Source organism: Saccharothrix xinjiangensis (assembly GCF_039527585.1).
Classification (GTDB): Bacteria; Actinomycetota; Actinomycetes; order Mycobacteriales; family Pseudonocardiaceae; genus Actinosynnema; species Actinosynnema xinjiangensis.
On the sequence record NZ_BAAAKE010000001.1, the window covers coordinates 906,523 to 923,969 of the forward strand.

The following is a 17,447-nucleotide window of genomic DNA, read 5'->3' on the forward strand; positions in this document are numbered from 1 at the left end:
TCCCCCGACTGTGGGCCACGCGACACTTATAACGCGCGATCGGATGTATCGCGCCGATATAGTGAGCACACCCATCGGCGCTCACCGAGCGGAGGTGCTACGTGCTGGAGTTCGCGATCCTCGGCCTGCTGCACGAAGCGCCCATGCACGGCTACGAGCTGCGCAAGCGCTTGACCGAGCTGCTGGGGGCGTTCCGCGCGTTCTCCTTCGGGACGCTGTACCCCACGCTGCGCAGGTTGCAACGCGGAGGGCTCATCGTCGAGGAAGTGCCCGAGGAGGACGCGGCCCGCTGGGGGCGCCGGGCCCGCAAGGTCTACAAGCTCACCGCGGAGGGCAAGGAGAGGTTCGCCGAACTGCTGGCCAACGCCGGCCCCCAGACGTGGGACGACGACTCGTTCGGCGTCCACCTGGCGTTCTTCTCCCGCACGCCCGCCGACGTGAGGATGCGGATCCTCGAAGGCCGCCGCAGGCGGGTCGAGGAGCGCCGGGAGGGGCTGCGCGACTCGTTATCGACGACGAGCGAGCGGATCGACAGGTACACCCGGGAGCTGCACCGGCTCGGGCTGGAGAGCACCGAGCGCGAGGTGCGGTGGTTGAACGAGCTGATCGCCCACGAACAGGCCGAGCAGCGCGAGCGGGACGAATGACTCAAGCAGAACTAGAAGGAGGACTCGGCATGGGCGACAACCGCCGCGCCGTTCGAGTGGCCATCGTCGGGGTCGGCAACTGCGCGGCGTCGCTGGTGCAGGGCGTCCACTACTACCGCGACGCCGACCCGGCCACCCGCGTGCCCGGTCTCATGCACGTCCAGTTCGGGCCCTACCACGTGCGCGACATCGAGTTCGTGGCCGCGTTCGACGTGGACGCGAAGAAGGTCGGGGCCGACCTGTCCGAGGCCATCGTGGCCAGCGAGAACAACACGGTCAAGATCGCGGACGTGCCGCCGCTCGGCGTGGTCGTGCAGCGCGGGCACACCTTCGACGGGCTCGGCCGGTTCTACCGGGAGACCATCGAGGAGTCCGACGAGCGGCCGGTGGACGTGGCGCAGGCGCTGCGCGACGCCGAGGCCGACGTGCTGGTGTCGTACCTGCCGGTGGGCTCGGAGGAGGCCGACCGCTTCTACGCGCAGGCCGCCATCGACGCGGGTGTGGCGTTCGTCAACGCGCTGCCGGTGTTCATCGCCTCCGACCCCGAGTGGGCGGAGAAGTTCCGCGCGGCCGGCGTGCCGATCGTCGGCGACGACATCAAGTCGCAGGTGGGCGCCACCATCACCCACCGCGTGCTGGCCAAGCTGTTCGAGGACCGGGGCGTCCAGCTCGACCGCACCATGCAGCTCAACGTGGGCGGCAACATGGACTTCCTGAACATGAAGGAGCTGGAGCGCCTGGAGTCCAAGAAGGTCTCCAAGACCCAGGCCGTCACCTCCCAGGTCGACCGCGACCTCGGCAAGCGCAACGTCCACATCGGCCCGTCGGACTACGTGGCCTGGCTGGACGACCGCAAGTGGGCCTACGTGCGGCTGGAGGGCCGGGCGTTCGGCGACGTGCCGCTGAACCTGGAGTACAAGCTGGAGGTGTGGGACTCGCCGAACTCGGCGGGCATCATCATCGACGCGGTGCGCGCGGCGAAGATCGCCCTGGACCGGGGGATCGGCGGGCCGATCCTGTCGGCCTCGTCCTACTTCATGAAGTCCCCGCCCGTGCAGTACTCCGACTCGGAGGCCCACGAGGCGGTGGAGGCGTTCATCCGCGGCGACGTGGAGCGCTGAGCACCCGGGTGGTGGCCCCGGTCCCCTCAGGGGGTCGGGGCCACCACCCGCGTCAGCCCTTCGGGGTGACCGGTCCCACGTGGGTGGCGGGGCGCGTGGCCCCGTCCTGGAGCACGAGCGGGCCGGCCGACCACGGCAGCTGCTCCGCGGCGGAGGCCCCCGGCGGCGTGACGACCAGCGCCCGCACCTCCCAGTTCCCGGGCTGCGGTCCGAGGGCCAGGTTCGCCACGGCCTGCTGACCGGGCCCCAGCGTCACCGGGCGGGCCTGCTCGTCCCGGCGGGTGACGTCCCACGAGGCGCCGTCGACACCGTCGAGGCGCACGCCGGGGAAACCCGTCACCGTGCAGGTCCGGTCACCCTCGTTGGTGAACACGAGGGGCAGGCCGCGCTGCCCGCCGTCGGTCCGCACGCCCCCGGTGGACACGCCCAGGGTCGCGCACTCGTCCGGGTCGCCGTCCTTCTTGGTCGTCTTCTTCGTCGCGGTCGACTTGCCGGCCGTCGACCCGGCCTTCGAGGACCTGGAGGACTTCGAGGTCCCCGACGAGCACCCGACCAGCGCGATCGCCGTCGTCACCGCGACGAGCACCGCCACACCCCTGCGCATGTCTTCCCCCTGCTCCGCTCACCGGTGGGCGACCCACCCCGGTGATCGGACGCGCGCGGCCGCCCGCGGAGACCGCGGTGCGACCCGGATCACATCACCGCTTGGACAGCCGCAGCGACTGCCAGGACCCGTCGGCCGCCCACCCGCCGTCCACCGGCAGGGCGACCCCGTTGACGAACCCGCTGCGGCCGGGGTCCGCGAGGAACGCCACGGCCTGCGCGACGTCGTCCGGCGAGGCGAACCGCCCCATCGGCACGTGCCCGGTGATGTCGTCGTCCGAGTAGTGCCCGCCGGCCTGGTCGGCGACGTCCATCTCGGTCTTGACCCACCCCGGGCACACCGCGTTGACCCGCACCCCGCGCCCGCCCCACTCGACGGCGAGCGTGCGCGTCAGGCCGATCAGCCCGTGCTTGGTGGTGTTGTAGGCGGCCCGGTCGGCCACGCCCCGCAGGCCCGCCACCGAGGCGATGTTGACCACCGACCCCGAGCGGCGGGCCAGCATGAGCCGGCCGAGCGCCCGGGTGAGCAGGAACGGCCCGGTCAGGTTGACCGCCAGCACCCGCTCCCACTGCTCGGGCGTGGTGTCCTCGAACGCGCCGATGCCCGAGACGCCCGCGTTGTTGACCAGCACGTCGACCCGGTCCCCGACCCGCTCGGCCAGCCTCGCCACGTCGTCGACCGAGGCCACGTCGCCCACCACGCCACCGGGCGTCTCCAGCAGGTCGAACCCGACCACCTCGTACCCGTCCGCGGTCAGGACCTGGGCGATCCGCCGCCCGATCCCCTGAGCCGCCCCGGTGACCACCGCAACCCGTTGTTCCATGGCGATCAAGCTAGGCCGGTGCGGCAGGGGGTGCACACCTCCCGGTCGAACGGTCGGGAACGGACCTTTTCCGGGTAGGCGGTGGCCCGCTCGTGAGCCGGGTCGAGCAGGCAGGTCATCCACTCGGACGGGACGAGCCCAGCGCGGCCGGCAGCTCGGCCAGCTCCCGCAACACCGTCACCTGCGCCAACACCGCCGGGTCGGGTGGGAAGTGCGGGTTCGGCACCGCGTACACCGCCATCCCCGCCGCCAGCGCCGAGCGCAGGCCGTTGGTCGAGTCCTCCACCGCCGCGCACCGCTCCGGCGCCACCCCGAGCCGCGAGGCGGCCAGCAGGTAGACGTCCGGTGCGGGTTTGCCCGCGCCCGCCTCCTCGCTGGAGAGCGCGACCGGCACCACGTCCACCAGGTCGGTCGCCTCCAGGAACGACCTGATCAGGGCGGGTGGCGACGAGCTGGCGATGGCCACCGGCCACCGGTCGGCGACCTGGCGCACCACGTCCACCGCACCCCCCGGCACCGGGGGGCCGGCCTCGTACCGCCGCTCCATCTCGGCGACCACCCCGGCCGCCACCTCGTCGGGGGTCAGTCGCACGCCCACGGCCTCGACCAGGTACGCCGCCCACTCGGGCGTGCTCATGCCCTGCATCGCCCTGGTCGCCCCGGGCGTCCACGAACCGCCGTGCGCGGTCGCGAACGCCTGCCTCACCTCGTCCCACACCGTCTCGGAGTCCACGAGCACGCCGTCGAGGTCGAACACCACCGCATCCACACGGCCGACCGTAGTGTGAGCACCCTTACTTCGCCATACTAAGTAAAACGGCTGGGTCGGCCCGGTGGCACTCTTCGACCAACCCCGTCAGGTGTGGGTCACGGCGTTCGCCGCGGTCATCGCGTTCATGGGCATCGCGCTCGTCGACCCCATCCTGCTGTCCACCGCGGAGGGCCTGCACGCCACACCGTCGTCGCCGCCCTGCCGGTCTTCGGCTGCACCCGGCGGCACGCCGTGCCCGCCACCGCGGTCCTGGTCAGTGAGGAAATCGTCGGTTAACAAAGGGTGACCACCGGGTTACGGTCAGTTGGTCAGATCCGGTCGTGTCCGGTCCGGGACCGACCGGCTGACCGACCGCAGGAGGCGTTCGAGTGCGACACCTACCCCTGTTGCCGAACCACCGCGCCGGCCGCGCGTCCGTCACCTGCCGCTACCGCTGCGGTGACGCGTGCTTCCACGAGATCCCCAACACCTCGGCCAACCCCTTCTTCGGGGACGTGGTCAGCCGCCGCGCCGCCCTCCGGGCCGGTGTCGTCGTCGCGGCGGCCGGTGTCGTCGGAGCCGGGGCGGCGGCTTGCGGCACCACCCCCGAGCAGCGACCGACCGGCCTGGACTTCGCCCCCGTCGCGCCCAACGAGCTGGACGAGGTCGTCGTCCCGGAGGGCTACCGGCAGGCCGTCGTCATCCGGTGGGGCGACCCCCTGTTCCCGGACGCCCCCGAGTTCGACTTCGACCGGCAGGCCGCCGCCGCGCAGGCCCGCCAGTTCGGCTTCAACTGCGACTTCGCCGCCCTGCTGCCGCTCGACGCGACCGGCCGCGAGCAGCTGCTGGTGACCAACCACGAGTACACCAGCGAGCAGTTCATGTTCCGCGGCTACGACGAGGAGGACCCCACGCGCGAGCAGGTCGAGGTCGCCTGGGCCGCGCACGGCCTGTCCGTGCTCCTGGTCGAGCAGGACGGCGACGGCCGCCTCACCCCGCGCTTCTCCGACCGCAACCGCCGGATCACCGCCACCACCCCGTTCCGGCTCACCGGCCCGGCCGCGGGCTCCGACCTGCTCAAGACCTCCGCCGACCCGACCGGCACGCTCGTCCTCGGCACCCTCAACAACTGCGCGGGCGGCGTCACCCCGTGGGGCACGATCCTGTCCGGCGAGGAGAACTTCCACCAGTACTTCGCCAACGCCGAGCGGCTGGGCGACCCCCGCCTGGCCCGCTACGGCCTCACCGGCGCCGCCACCGACCGCAAGTGGGAGCGGTTCGACCGGCGCTTCGACCTCGCCCGCGAGCCCAACGAGGCCAACCGGTTCGGCTACGTCGTGGAACTCGACCCCCACGACCCGGGCTCGACGCCGGTCAAGCACACCGCGCTGGGCCGCTTCAAGCACGAGTGCGCCAACGTCCGCGTGACCCGCGACGGCCGCGTGGTCGCCTACTCCGGCGACGACGAGCGCTTCGAGTACATCTACAAGTTCATCTCCGACCGGAAGCTCCGCAGGGGCGACAGCCGGTCCGCGCGCCGGCACAACACGACCCTGCTCGACGAGGGCACCCTGTACGTGGCCCGCTTCAGCGGCGACAGCCCGGCGGGCGAGGTCGGCGGCTCCGGCGCGACCCCGTCCGACGGCCGCTTCGACGGCTCCGGCGAGTGGGTGCCGCTGGCGTCCGGCGACCGGTCCTTCGTCCCCGGCATGACCGCCGAGGAGGTGTGCGTCTTCACCCGGCTCGCCGCGGACGCGGTCGGCGCGACCAAGATGGACCGCCCCGAGGACATCCAGACCCACCCGCACACCGGCGTCGTCTACTGCGCGCTGAGCAACAACGTCGACCGCGGCGAGGACGGCGAGGAGGGCGCCACCGAGCCCAACCCGCGCGTGGCGAACAAGCACGGCCAGGTCCTGGAGCTGACCGACCGCGGCGGCGACCCGCTGTCGCTCGCGTTCTCCTGGAACCTCATGCTCGTGTGCGGCGACCCGGCGTCCCCGGACACGTACTTCGCGGGCTACGACAAGTCGCGCGTGTCCCCGATCTCCAGCCCCGACAACGTGGCGTTCGACCGGCACGGCAACCTGTGGATCTCCAGCGACTCCGACGGGGCGCTCAACGGCTACAACGACGGCCTGTACGCGGTGCCGGTGTCCGGGGGCGAGCGCGGCCACCTCAAGGCGTTCCTCACCGTGCCGCGCGGCGCGGAGACGTGCGGGCCGGTGATCGGCGAGCGCGTGGTCACGGTGTGCGTGCAGCACCCCGGCGAGGTCGACGGCGCCTCGGCCGACGCCCCGGCGTCGCACTGGCCGGACGGCGGCGACTCCCCACCGCGCCCGTCGGTGGTCGCCGTGTGGCGGCCGGGGCATCGAATCGGGGAGTGACACGTGCTGTGACCAGCCGATTCCGATCGGTGGTACCGCCAGGTGTTCGTCCTGCGTTCACCTCGAAGTCCGCTGGATGAGGAGTTGCGCTCCTACGGTCGGCCAGTTCCCACTGAGCGATCTCGGAGGTCCGCGTGTCCTCATCCACCGATCGGGGTCGGCGCCTGCTGCCCCTGCTGCCCAACCACCCCTTGGGTAGGTCGGCGGTGACTTGCAAGTTCCGCTGCGGCGACGCGTGCGCCCACGAGGCGCCCAACACCTCCGACAACGCCTACTTCGGTGACGTCGTCGGCGAGGTCGTGCGCCGCCGCGGCCTGCTCAAGGCGGGCGCCGTGCTGGCCGTCGCGGGCGCGGGCGCGGGCCTGGTCGGCACGGGCACGGCCGCCGCCGCGCCGCACCGGGACGTCGACATCGACGTCGACCTGGGCGGCGGCCGCCGCAAGGACGGCCTGAACTTCACCGCCGTCACGCCCAACACCGAGGACCGCGTCGTCGTCCCCGAAGGCTACGAGCAGTCGGTCGTGATCCGCTGGGGCGACCCGGTGCTGCCCGGCGCGCCGAAGTTCGACTTCGACAACCAGACCGCCGCCGCGCAGGCCAGGCAGTTCGGCTACAACAACGACTTCTGCGGCCTGGTCCCCCTCGGCTGGGGCGACCGCTGGCTCATGGTCAGCAACCACGAGTACTCCACCGAGGAGTTCATGTTCAAGGGGTGGAAGGCGGACGCCACCACCCGTGAGCAGGTCGAGATCGCCTGGGCCGCGCACGGCATGTCGGTCGTGCTCGTCGAGCGCGACCGCCGCAGCGGCCGGCTCGTGGCCAAGGTGGACCGCCAGTACAACCGGCGCATCACGGTCAAGTCCGAGTTCAAGCTCACCGGCCCGGCCGCGGGCTCGGACCTGCTCAAGACCTCCGCCGACAGGACCGGCGCCAAGGTGTTCGGCACGCTGAACAACTGCGCGGGCGGCGTGACCCCGTGGGGCACGATCCTGTCCGGCGAGGAGAACTTCAACCAGTACTTCGCCAACGCGGGCGCCGTCACCGACCCGGTGGCCAAGCAGCGCCTGTCCCGCTACGGCCTGTCCGGCGGCGCCTCCCAGCGCCGCTGGGAGAAGTTCGACAAGCGCTTCGACGTGACCCAGGAGCCCAACGAGGTCAACCGCTTCGGCTGGGTCGTCGAGATCGACCCGCTCGACCCCGACTCGACGCCGGTCAAGCACACCGCGCTCGGCCGCTTCAAGCACGAGGGCGCGAACGTGATCATCGCCCGCGACGGCCGCGTGGTCGCGTACATGGGCGACGACGAGCGCTTCGACTACATGTACAAGTTCGTCTCCGACGAGCGGTACAAGCCGGGCAGCAGCAGGCACGCCCGCGAGCACAACAAGAAGCTGCTCGACAAGGGCACGCTCTACGTGGCGAAGTTCAAGGGCGACAGCCCGGCCGCCGAGTTCGACGGCTCCGGCAAGGTGCCGTCCGACGGCGAGTTCGACGGCACCGGCGAGTGGATCCCGCTGGCCTCGGGCAACCGCTCGTTCGTGCCCGGCTTCACCGCCGAGGAGGTCTACGTCTTCACGCGCCTCGCCGCGGACGCGGTCGGCCCGACCAAGATGGACCGCCCCGAGGACGTCGAGCCGAACCCGCGCAACCGCCGCGTCTACGCCGCGCTCACCAACAACACCGACCGCGGCAAGGCGGGCAAGGAGGGCGCCACCGAGCCCAACCCGCGCGTGGGCAACCGGCACGGCCACGTGCTGGAGCTGGAGGAGCGCCGCGGCGACAACACCGCGACCGAGTTCTCCTGGAAGCTGCTGCTGGTGTGCGGCGACCCGAACGCCGCCGACACCTACTTCGGCGGCTACGACAAGTCGCAGGTCTCGCCGATCTCGTGCCCGGACAACGTGGCGTTCGACTCGCGCGGCAACCTGTGGATCTCCACCGACGGCAACGCCCTCGGCTCCAACGACGGCCTGTTCGCCGTCCCGGTGGAGGGCCGCTACCGGGGCCGGGTCAAGCAGTTCCTGACCGTGCCCCGCGGCGCGGAGACCTGCGGCCCGGTCGTCGAGGACGACTTCGTCCTCGTCTCGGTGCAGCACCCGGGCGAGGTCGACGGCGCCTCGGCCGACACCCCGCTGTCCCACTGGCCGGACGGCGGCGCGTCCCAGCCGCGCCCGGCGGTCGTCGCCGCCTGGAAGAAGGACAAGGGCCGCATCTGCGGCTGACCCCGGGAGGGGGGCTCGCGCCACCGCGAGCCCGAGCCCCCCACCCACCCCGCGTGTCCTCCGGTGGGGCATCGCGTGTCGTCCACTCCGGCACCGCGTGTCGTCCGGTGGGGCATCGCGTGTCGTCCACTCCGGCACCGCGTGTCCTCCGGTGGGGCACCGCGAAACCGCCGGTTAAGGTCCGGGGCATGAGTCGACCCGTTGCCCTGGTCACCGGTGCGTCGCGCGGTATCGGCGCGGCGACCGCGCGTGCCCTCGCACCCACGCACGACCTCCTCCTCGGCGGCCGGGACGCCTCCGCGCTCGCCGAGCTGGCCGGGTCGCTGGGTTCGGCCGCCCCCTGGCCGGTCGAACTCACCGACACCGACGCGCTCGCCGCCGCCGTGTCCGCGCTGGACCGCCTCGACGTCCTGGTGCACAGCGCCGGCATCGCCGAGCTGGGCGCCCTCGCCGAGGCCGACGCCGGCACGTGGCGCCGCACCTTCGACGTCAACGTGGTCGCCGTCGCCGAGCTGACGCGTCTCGCGCTACCCCTCCTGCGCGCGAGCCGCGGCCACGTCGTGCTGATCAACTCCGGTGCGGGCCTGCGCGCCAACCCCGGCTGGGGCGTCTACGCCGCGAGCAAGTTCGCCCTCCGCGCCTTCGCCGACGCCCTGCGCGCCGAGGAGGAGGACCTCCGCGTCACCTCCGTCCACCCCGGGCGCGTCGACACCGACATGCAGCGCGGCGTCCGCGCCCAGGAGTCCGGCGACTACCAGCCGCACCTGTACCTGGACGCGGACTCCGTCGCCCGTGCCGTCGCGGGCGCCGTCAACGCGACCGACGACGCCCACGTCACCGAGATCGTGCTCAGGCCGAGGACCGGGCGAAGCTGAACGCGCCGTCGACGGCGAAGCGGGCCAGCACCCGGTCCGACAGCTGCTCGCCCCTGGTCGACACGTACACGACCTCGCCGTTCGGGCGGAAGCTGTACGCGGTCCGCATCGACCAGGCGGGCAGCTCGGTGAACACCACCAGGCCGCCGTCCCGCTGCCGCACCGCGCCCGTGCACTCCGACCAGGAGCACAGCTGCGCGGGCGACGAGGAGGAGTGGCCGGGCGCGTGCGCCTGGAGGAAGAACCCGGCCTCCCCGCGCGGCGTGGTGAACCGGACGTTGTTGTTCACGTACTGCTGCCCGTCGAACAGCCCCTGCGCCTCGTGCCCCCACTCGCCGGTCGCCACGTCCGAGCCGCGCACGACCCGCGTGACCAGCTCGACCTCGCGCGCCGCGAACCCGCTCGTCCGCACGGCCAGCTGCGCGGCCGTCTCCCACACCGGCGTGACGTCGGCGGGCGGCCAGGCGTAGTCCTGGACCACCTGCTCCCACGACGCCGGCGCGGCGACCGCCGTGCCCGTGAACCCGACCAGCGCGGCCAGTGCGAACACGGCGGTCATCATCCTGCGAACCATCTTCGAGCCCCCTCCGTGGTGGATCTCCACAGTGATGACGCGCCGAGGCCGCCTTTTGTTGCTCACCGCAGCCGGGCGGCCACTTCCCGCACCCCGGCCTGCGCCTCGCGCCGGTCGACCCGGGTCGTCTCGCCGTCGGCCACGACCCGCTCGCCCGCGACCCACACGTCCTTGACCCGCCGCGTCCCGGACGCCCACACGAGGTTCGCCAGCACCTGCTCGTCCGGCGCGTCCAGGCCGGTGGCGAACGCCGGGTCGTCCACGTCCACGTGCACCACGTCCGCCCACCGGCCGGGCTCCAGCGCGCCCAGGTCGTCCCGGCCCAGCGCCTCCGCGCCGCCCCGCGTGGCCAGCAGCAGCGCGTCCGCCGCCCGCATCGCGGTCGCGTCCAGGGCCGTCACCCGCGCCAGCAGCGCCGCCAGCCGGGCCTCCTCGAACAGGTCCAGGTCGTCGTTGGACGCGGGCCCGTCCGTGCCGAGCCCGACCTTCACCCCCGCGTCGACGTACGACCTGATCGGCGCGATCCCGGACGCCAGCTTCGTGTTCGACCCGGGGCAGTGCGCCACGCCGACGCCGTGCTCCGCGTAGATCGCCACGTCCTCGGGCGACAGGTGCACCGAGTGCGCGGACAGCACCCGACCGCCGAGCACGCCCGCCTGCTCCAGCAGCCGGGGCACGGAGCCGTGCGACTCGCGCTGCGCCAGGTCCTCCTCCGCCGACTCGGCGACGTGCACCTGCACCAGCGCCCCCCGGTCCCGCGCCAGGCCGGCCACCTCGCCCAGCGCCTCCGGCGACAGGATGTACGCCGAGTGCGGCCCGTAGCTCAGCTCGACCCGCTCGTGCGGGCCGAACCGCAGCCCGTCCGCGTCGATCCACCGGGTGATCTCCTCGGTCATCGGCCGCCACGGCATGCCCGGCAGGTCCATGATCGCCGCGCCGAACAGCACCCGGGACCCGGCCGCGAGCACCGCGTCGGCCAGCTGCTCGCCGTGGAAGTACATCTCCGCGCTGGTGGTGACGCCGTTGCGCAGCATCTCCACCGCGCCGAGCAGCATCCCGGCCCGGATGTCCGACGGCACCATCTTCGCCTCGGCCGGCCACATCGCCTCGCGCAGCCAGCGCAGCAGCGGCAGGTCGCCGCCGAGCCCGCGCAGCACCACCATCGGGCTGTGCGCGTGGGCGTTGACCAGGCCGGGCAGCAGGATCCCGCTCAACTCGCGGACCTCGCCGTCGAACGCGGGCGCGTCGGCGGCCGGGCCGACGTGCGCGACCCGGCCGTCGACGACGTCGACCACGGCGTCGCGCAGGACGGAGCAGGAGGGATCGCAGGGCAGGACCACCGGGGCGTGCAGGCGCAGCGACATGGACCCGATCTTGCCCCACCCGACCGGGTGTCACCCGGCCTGATAACCCGAAAAGCTGGTTTGGGCCGCTCAACGGGTGCGGGCCACCGGTCCGGTCGTAGCCTGCCGAACGGATGGCGGCGCTGGTCCGGGAGGAGCGACGGTGGCTGGTGGCAGTGGGAACCGACGAGGTCAGCGGGCGGTGGCGGTGCTGCGGTCCGAAGCCGATTTCACCGATCCGGGACTGTCCCGCGACCGCCGCCTCCTCGCGCTGCACCTGCTGGTGCACCTCGTGGACGAGCACGGGCGGATGAGCGACGCGTACCGGCGGGTGCTCAAGCGCGCGGCGGACGACCCGGGGCACTGGGCCCACGGCCGGTCCCCGGGCGCGGTGCGGGCCGAGGTGGCGCGCTGGATCGGCGTGGGCGCCCGGCAGGACTGCCGGCCGCCGTGGGACCGGGTCGCCGACCTGGTCGAGGCCGTGGTGGAGCCGGGGGACGTGCCGGAGGTGCTGGCGACCGCCCGCTACCTGCACCGCCGGGCCACGGGGGAGCGCGGGCCCGCGGGCGAGCCGCTGAAGTGCCCGGACTGGGTGACGGCCGACCACGTCACCACGACGCTGATCGGCGGCCCCGAGTGGGCCCGGCGGCACCGCCTGGTCGAGGTGTCGAAGCCCGAGGTGTCCGAGCCCGAGGTGTCCAAGCCCGAGGCGCCCGGGCCCGAGGCGTCCGAGGCGTCCGAGGCACCCGCGCCCGGTGCGGTGGAGTCGCGGGCGGTCGAGCCCGAGGCGCTCGCGACCCGGACCCAGGTCCTGTCCCGCCCGGCCCCGGCCCCTGACCTCCCGGAACCCGACGACCGGCAGCCCGCCACGAGCCTGCCCGAGCCCCGCGCCGCCGAAACCCCCACCCCGGAAACCCCCACCCCTGGAACCCCCACCCCGGGGACCCTCACCTCTGGAACCCTCACCCCGGAAACCCTCACCAAGGCCCTCACCGAAGCCCTCACCTCCGAGGAGCTCACCGAGGCCCTCACCCCCGACGCGGACCCGACGCGCCCCGACCAGGAGCAGCGGGCCTACGAGCTGCTGTGGTCGGTGGTCCGGGTCCACCGGGAGACGGAGGAACGCCACCTGGCGCGCATCGCCGCCCTGGAGGAGGAGGTGCTCGCCCTGCGCGCCGAGAACGCCCGCCTGACCGGCGACGTCACCTCGTGGCTGGGCTCCTACCGCCCGGACATCCCGTCCCAGCGCCGGCGCGACGTCGCGAGCCGCCACCTGGCGCTGGAGGACCCGGCGCAGGCGTTCACCTACCCGCTGCCCGCGGAACTGCCCGACCCGCGCGCCTGAGGGCGGCGGCTCACCCGCCGACCGGCAGGGAGGCCCGCACCTCCCAGCCGCCGCCCGCGCGCGGGCCCGCCTCGAACTCGCCGCCCAGCAGCTCGACCCGCTCCCGCATCCCGACCAGCCCGTAGCCGCCGGACCCGCCGACCGGCGCGGTCCTGCGCTCCCGCCCGTCGTCGGCCACGACCACGCGCACCTGCCCGTCCACCACCGCCACCGACACGTCCACCCGCGACACGCCCCCGGCGTGCTTGCGGGTGTTGGTCAGCGACTCCTGCACCAGCCGCAGCACCGAGCGGCCCAGCGACGGCGGCACGGCCACCGGCAGGTCGACGTGCAGCCGCACGGGCTGGCCGGACCCCTCCACCACGCCGCGCACGTCGTCGGCCAGGTCGCCGGCCACGGCCGGCGCGGGCGCCTCCACCTCGGCCCCGCGCAGCGTCCCGACCAGCCGGCGCATCGCGGTCAACGCCTCGTTGCCGCTGTGCACGATGATCGGCAGCACCTCGCCGGCGGCGGCGGGCACGGCCTGCGCCGCCTGCGCGTGCACCACGATCCCGGTCACGTAGTGCGCCACCACGTCGTGCAGCTCGCGGGCCAGCGCCATCCGCTCGGCGTGCTGCGCCGCGACCACCTCGGCCCGCACGGCGGTGGCCCGCTCGCGGTCGCGGGCCCGGAAGTACAGCCCGGTGCCGACGGACAGCACCAGCAGCACCCCGCCGCCGATGGCGTGCTGCCACACCGGGGGCTCGTACCCGGGCCACTGCTCCGCCCAGTAGTCCGGCCGCACCCACAGCGTCGCCGCGGACACCGCGACCAGCAACGCCACCGCGACCGCGGCCCGCACGGGGGACGCCTGCCGCACCACGATGGCGGTGGTCGCCATGGCCGCGGCGGTCTCGGAGATCACCAGCCCGCTGACCACGGGCACGGCCGGCGCGGCGTCGGCCACCAGCAGCACCACCGAGCTCGCCGCCAGCGCGGTCGCGGCGGCCAGCGCGGCGTCGAACGGCCGCCGGGGCGCGAGCACGGCCAGCGCGCACACCACGACCGACCCGGGCACCTGCCACCAGGTGCTCGGCTCGCCGAGCACCTCGCTCCCCAGGAAGAAGAGCAGGGCGCAGGCGAGGGGCCACTGGCGGCGGAGCAGCGCGCGCCACCCGAGGTCAGTGCTCTCCACGACGAGTCACCGTAGGACCTCCGGGCTGATGTCGCGTCCTACTCCGGTCGGGCGGACCATCGGTCGTGAGGCTGACCCGAACGCCCGCGGATGCACACCAGTGGCCGATGCCGGATGACGAAACCCGGGGCGACCCTGGAGTCAGTCGGGGAACGGAGGACGCGATGTTCGGAGTGGTGGCCACTTGGGCGGGCGCCGTGGCGGGCCTGCTGGTGCTGGTGTTGATGGCGTTGTCGGGCGTGTTGATCGACTCGCAGCGGTAGGCCGGGCCCCGTCACGCCCCCGCGCGGCGTCGCGGCAGCTCGGCGAGGCGCCCGGGGAACCGGGGCCGGGTCGTCTCGACGGGGTGGTCCGGGAAGCGCGCGGGGCCGACGGGGCGGTCGCGGCCACGACAGGCGGTGCAGCGCCTCGGCGTGGTGGTCGGTGACGGTGACCCGCGCGAGGTCGAACGAGTGCGGCACGGCGAACAGCCGCGCGCCCTCGTGCGCGGTCTCCACCGCCGGCGGCAGCACCCGGGGCGAAGACGGTGATCAGCGGGCGGATCTCGCCGCCGTTGGCGGCCAGGCGCAGGTGCTCGACGCACTCGGCGGCCACGGCGGCGGCGTTGCGGAGTCCGCGCAGGTCGCGGACCTTGAGCCGGCGCCACGGCACGCCGCTGGTGCACCAGCCGCTGTCGCGCAGGGCGATCCGCGCGCCGTAGGCCGGCTCCTCACCATCGAGTGACAAAACGACCCGGAGTCCACCCACCGTCAAGGGAAGGGCGGACCTTGATGCCACGGTCAGGTGAGTTCGACCCGTTCGAACATCAGGTCGTGACTGATCCGGTCCTCCTCGACGGCCCGCTGCTCGAACTTGGTGACCGGTCGCCACTCCGGCCGCGGCGCCCACCCGTCGAACCGGTTGCGCAGCAGCGGCTCGGCCGAGCACACCTCCAGCATCTGCTCGGCGTACTGCTCCCAGTCGGTGGCCAGGTGCAGCGTGCCGCCGGGTGCCAGGCGCGTGGCCACGAGGCGCACGAAGTCGGGCTGGACCAGCCGCCGCTTGTGGTGCTTCTTCTTGGGCCACGGGTCGGGGAAGAAGATCCGCACCCCGGCGAGCGAGCCGGGTTCGACGTGGTCGGTGAGCAGGTCGACGGCGTCGCCGCGCAGCACGCGCAGGTTCTCCACGCCGAGGGCCTCGGCGCGCAGCATCAGCTGCGCCAGGCCGGGCTTGTAGACCTCGACGGCCACGTAGTTGAGCTCAGGGGCGGCGGCGACCAGTCGGGAGGTCGTCTCGCCCATCCCGGAACCGATCTCCAGCAGCACCGGCGCCGCGCGGTCGAACCACTCGTCGAACCGCACGGGACCGGCCGGGAGCGCTTTGACCTCGCGGCCCCAACGCTCCCAGTGGCGGTCCCATGCGCGCTGCTGCCCCACCGTCATCCGCTCCCCGCGCTGCACGTAGCTCACGATGGTTCGGTGGTGGGGCGGTCGCTGGTGGCTGGACGTCACGGACGTACAGCCTATGGCGGTGCGTCAGGCGATGTTCTCCAGGTCCTCGATCTGCTCGCGCAGCTCGCCCGGGGTGAACTCGATGGGTTGGCGCTGACCGGGGCCCCGGTGCGCGGGCAGCAGGTCGACGAAACCGGGGTGCCGGTCGGTGAACTGCACGGTGGTCGGTTCGGCGGGGCCGTAGACGCCGCTCTCGGACGGCACGAACTCCCAGTAGCCGACCTCGCCCTCGGATGCCCAGGGCACGAACACCCAGCCCGGCCGGTCGGCCAGGAGCCGGGTCACCTCGTCCTCGACGGCGAACGCCGCCGCGCGCGAGGCGATCTTGCCGCGGTCGAGGGCCCGCAACCACCAGGGTGCCGGGGCTTGGGGTCCGACCGCGCGGAACAGCGTGAGCACCTGCTGCTCGTCGGCCCGGTGGATCCAGGCTCGACGGCTCTCCGCGGGTGAGTCGGCGATGCCGACGGCTCCCGCGGACTCGATGGCGTGCGACCATTCCAGCGCCATCATCGGTTCGACGCGAAGGGCGTGGTCGCGCTGCCGTGGCAACTTCTTCGACCCGGTGGCCGAGGAGTCGGCGTTCAGGTCCGGATCAAGCACCGTCACGGGTTCACCTCCGGGGGGTTCCTTGACGGGGGTCACGAATTCGCGTGCGGGCTGGACACCCACCTCACGATTCGTTGCTTTCCATCTGACCGGGTTCAGATGATTTTGTCATGGGGCTGTGCCGGAGTTCACGACGTTTTAACGAACGTCTTACTCCAGTTGCTCCAACCTGGAACTGTGAAACATGACCGACATGGAATATTTGTGACGTGAACCACAGGGGGAATTCCATGTTGGGGAGAGCGGTTCTGGGCGTGGCGGCGTCGGTCGCGCTCGTGCTGACCGCACCCGGGACCGGTGGCGCGACCGGACCCGGACCGGGGGCGCGGGCGCAGACGATCCGCGAGCAGCAGTGGCACCTGGAGGCCTTGCGGGTGCCGGCGGCGCACGCCACCACGCGCGGCGAGGGCGTGGTGGTCGCGGTCGTGGACTCCGGCGTGGACGCCACGCGGCCCGACCTCGCCGACGCGCTGCTGCCGGGCGCCGGGTTCGGCTCCGCGAGCGGCACCGACGGCACGCGGGACGGCGACGGGCACGGCACCGCGATGGCGGCGCTGATCGGCGGCCGGGGCGTCGACGGCGGCGTGCTCGGCGTCGCGCCGGCCGCGCGGATCCTGCCGATCTCGGTCGGCGCGGACGGCGAGAAGTTCACCACCACGTCCGTCGCCGAGGGCGTGACCTGGGCCGTCGACCAGGGCGCCGACGTGGTCAACCTGTCCCTGACCTCGGCCGCCACCCTCACGCCCGACCTGCTGCGCGCGGTGAACCACGCGTTCGACCACGACGTCGTGGTGGTCGCCGGCACGGGCAACGACGGCCAGGAGCACGTGGGCGCGCCCGCCAACATCAAGGGCGTCGTCGCGGTGTCCGGCACCGTCCGCGGCAACGGCCCGTGGCCGCAGTCGAACACCGGCCCGGAGACCGTGCTCGCCGCGCCCGCGGAGGACATCGTCACCGCCATCACGCTGAACGCCTCCGCGACCGGGTTCGCCCAGGTCGACGGCACCAGCGCGGCCACGGCCCTGGTCTCCGGGGTCGCGGCGCTGGTCCGCGCCCGGCACCCGGACCTGGACGCGGGCAACGTGGTCAACCGCCTGATCGCCACGGCCACGGACCTCCAGGCGCCGGGCCGCGACGGCGCGACGGGCTTCGGCCTGGTCGACCCGGTGGCCGCGCTGACCGCCGAGGTGCCCCGGGTGGACCGCAACCCCCTGGCGCCGCCACCGCCGCCGCCGGCGACCACCGCCTCGCAGCCGCCCGTCCAGGCGCTGCCGCCGGCCGTCCCGGACGACGGCGACCGCCTCGCGCTGATCGCCGGCGGGCTCGGCGCGGCCGCCGTCCTGGTGGCCGCGATCGCCCTCCTCCTGGCGCGCCGGAACAGAATCCGCCGCGCCCCGGTCCCGGCCGTCACCGAAATCCCGCCGCCGGACGACGACTTCTGGCGCGGCGACCGCTGGTGAGAAAAGGCCGCCGCTATTCCGCGGT

The 17,447-nt window shown here is 73.4% G+C and carries 15 protein-coding genes and 2 pseudogenes; 8 read left to right on the top strand and 9 right to left on the bottom strand.

Annotated elements, in window-relative coordinates; all coding sequences use genetic code 11:
* Positions 1-101: 101 nt before the first annotated feature.
* Together ABD223_RS04285 and ABD223_RS04290 are read left to right on the top strand one after the other, a co-directional pair.
* Positions 102-647, top strand: coding sequence for a PadR family transcriptional regulator (locus ABD223_RS04285; protein ID WP_344034503.1), 546 nt, complete (start codon positions 102-104; stop codon positions 645-647).
* 29 nt (positions 648-676) lie between these two features.
* Positions 677-1,768, top strand: coding sequence for an inositol-3-phosphate synthase (locus tag ABD223_RS04290; protein WP_344034504.1), 1,092 nt, complete (start codon positions 677-679; stop codon positions 1,766-1,768).
* 52 nt (positions 1,769-1,820) lie between these two features.
* On the opposite strand, the gene ABD223_RS04295 is transcribed toward ABD223_RS04290, so the two are convergent.
* The 3 genes from ABD223_RS04295 to ABD223_RS04305 all read right to left on the bottom strand — a co-directional run bounded on the left by ABD223_RS04295 (position 1,821) and on the right by ABD223_RS04305 (position 3,964).
* The gene (locus tag ABD223_RS04295) at positions 1,821-2,372 is read right to left on the bottom strand and encodes a DUF4232 domain-containing protein (protein ID WP_344034505.1); all 552 of its coding nucleotides are present in this window, start codon (positions 2,370-2,372) and stop codon (positions 1,821-1,823) included.
* A 94-nt stretch (positions 2,373-2,466) separates the two neighbouring features.
* Positions 2,467-3,195 carry an SDR family NAD(P)-dependent oxidoreductase gene (locus tag ABD223_RS04300; RefSeq protein WP_344034506.1) on the bottom strand — a complete coding sequence of 243 codons (729 nt, stop codon included), beginning with the start codon at positions 3,193-3,195 and terminating at the stop codon, positions 2,467-2,469.
* 115 nt (positions 3,196-3,310) lie between these two features.
* Positions 3,311-3,964, bottom strand: a complete 654-nt coding sequence (locus tag ABD223_RS04305) for an HAD family hydrolase (RefSeq protein ID WP_344034507.1) — start codon at positions 3,962-3,964, stop codon at positions 3,311-3,313.
* 64 nt (positions 3,965-4,028) lie between these two features.
* Here ABD223_RS04305 and ABD223_RS04310 point away from each other — a divergent pair.
* From ABD223_RS04310 to ABD223_RS04325, 4 genes and pseudogenes are all read left to right on the top strand, one after another.
* Positions 4,029-4,157: pseudogene (locus ABD223_RS04310) on the top strand (MFS transporter); the annotation flags it as partial.
* 178 nt (positions 4,158-4,335) lie between these two features.
* Entirely contained in the window at positions 4,336-6,333 is a 1,998-nt protein-coding gene (locus ABD223_RS04315; protein WP_344034508.1) for a PhoX family protein, read from the top strand.
* A gap of 206 nt (positions 6,334-6,539) precedes the next feature.
* On the top strand, positions 6,540-8,555 hold the full coding sequence (locus ABD223_RS04320; RefSeq protein ID WP_380647359.1) for a PhoX family protein: 2,016 nt from the start codon (positions 6,540-6,542) through the stop codon (positions 8,553-8,555).
* Between the two features lie 188 nt (positions 8,556-8,743).
* Complete coding sequence (locus ABD223_RS04325) at positions 8,744-9,430, top strand: SDR family oxidoreductase (protein ID WP_344034510.1); 687 nt, start codon at positions 8,744-8,746, stop codon at positions 9,428-9,430.
* Here ABD223_RS04325 and ABD223_RS04330 read toward each other — a convergent pair.
* Together ABD223_RS04330 and ABD223_RS04335 are read right to left on the bottom strand one after the other, a co-directional pair.
* Positions 9,405-10,004, bottom strand: coding sequence for a hypothetical protein (locus ABD223_RS04330; RefSeq protein ID WP_344034511.1), 600 nt, complete (start codon positions 10,002-10,004; stop codon positions 9,405-9,407). The genes ABD223_RS04325 and ABD223_RS04330 overlap by 26 nt on opposite strands.
* 62 nt (positions 10,005-10,066) lie before the next feature.
* Positions 10,067-11,368, bottom strand: a complete 1,302-nt coding sequence (locus ABD223_RS04335) for an amidohydrolase family protein (RefSeq protein WP_344034512.1) — start codon at positions 11,366-11,368, stop codon at positions 10,067-10,069.
* 142 nt (positions 11,369-11,510) lie between these two features.
* On the opposite strand from ABD223_RS04335, the gene ABD223_RS04340 reads away from it, so the two are divergent.
* Positions 11,511-12,692, top strand: coding sequence for a hypothetical protein (locus tag ABD223_RS04340; RefSeq protein ID WP_344034513.1), 1,182 nt, complete (start codon positions 11,511-11,513; stop codon positions 12,690-12,692).
* 10 nt (positions 12,693-12,702) lie between these two features.
* Here ABD223_RS04340 and ABD223_RS04345 read toward each other — a convergent pair whose 3' ends face one another.
* The 4 genes and pseudogenes from ABD223_RS04345 to ABD223_RS04360 form a co-directional block, all read right to left on the bottom strand.
* On the bottom strand, positions 12,703-13,866 hold the full coding sequence (locus ABD223_RS04345; protein WP_344034514.1) for a sensor histidine kinase: 1,164 nt from the start codon (positions 13,864-13,866) through the stop codon (positions 12,703-12,705).
* 567 nt (positions 13,867-14,433) lie between these two features.
* Positions 14,434-14,754: pseudogene (locus ABD223_RS04350) on the bottom strand (nitric oxide synthase oxygenase); the annotation flags it as partial.
* Positions 14,646-15,287: a tRNA (guanosine(46)-N7)-methyltransferase TrmB gene (trmB, locus tag ABD223_RS04355; protein ID WP_344034736.1), complete on the bottom strand. Its 642-nt coding sequence runs from the start codon at positions 15,285-15,287 to the stop codon at positions 14,646-14,648. The pseudogene ABD223_RS04350 and the gene trmB, both read right to left, overlap by 109 nt.
* Before the next feature lie 93 nt (positions 15,288-15,380).
* Positions 15,381-15,962, bottom strand: a complete 582-nt coding sequence (locus ABD223_RS04360) for a hypothetical protein (RefSeq protein ID WP_344034515.1) — start codon at positions 15,960-15,962, stop codon at positions 15,381-15,383.
* Positions 15,963-16,192: 230 nt separating this feature from the next.
* On the opposite strand from ABD223_RS04360, the gene ABD223_RS04365 reads away from it, so the two are divergent.
* Positions 16,193-17,422 (top strand): S8 family serine peptidase, encoded by a 1,230-nt coding sequence (locus ABD223_RS04365; protein WP_344034516.1) that lies wholly within the window; start codon positions 16,193-16,195, stop codon positions 17,420-17,422.
* The last annotated feature ends 25 nt before the right edge of the window (positions 17,423-17,447 follow it).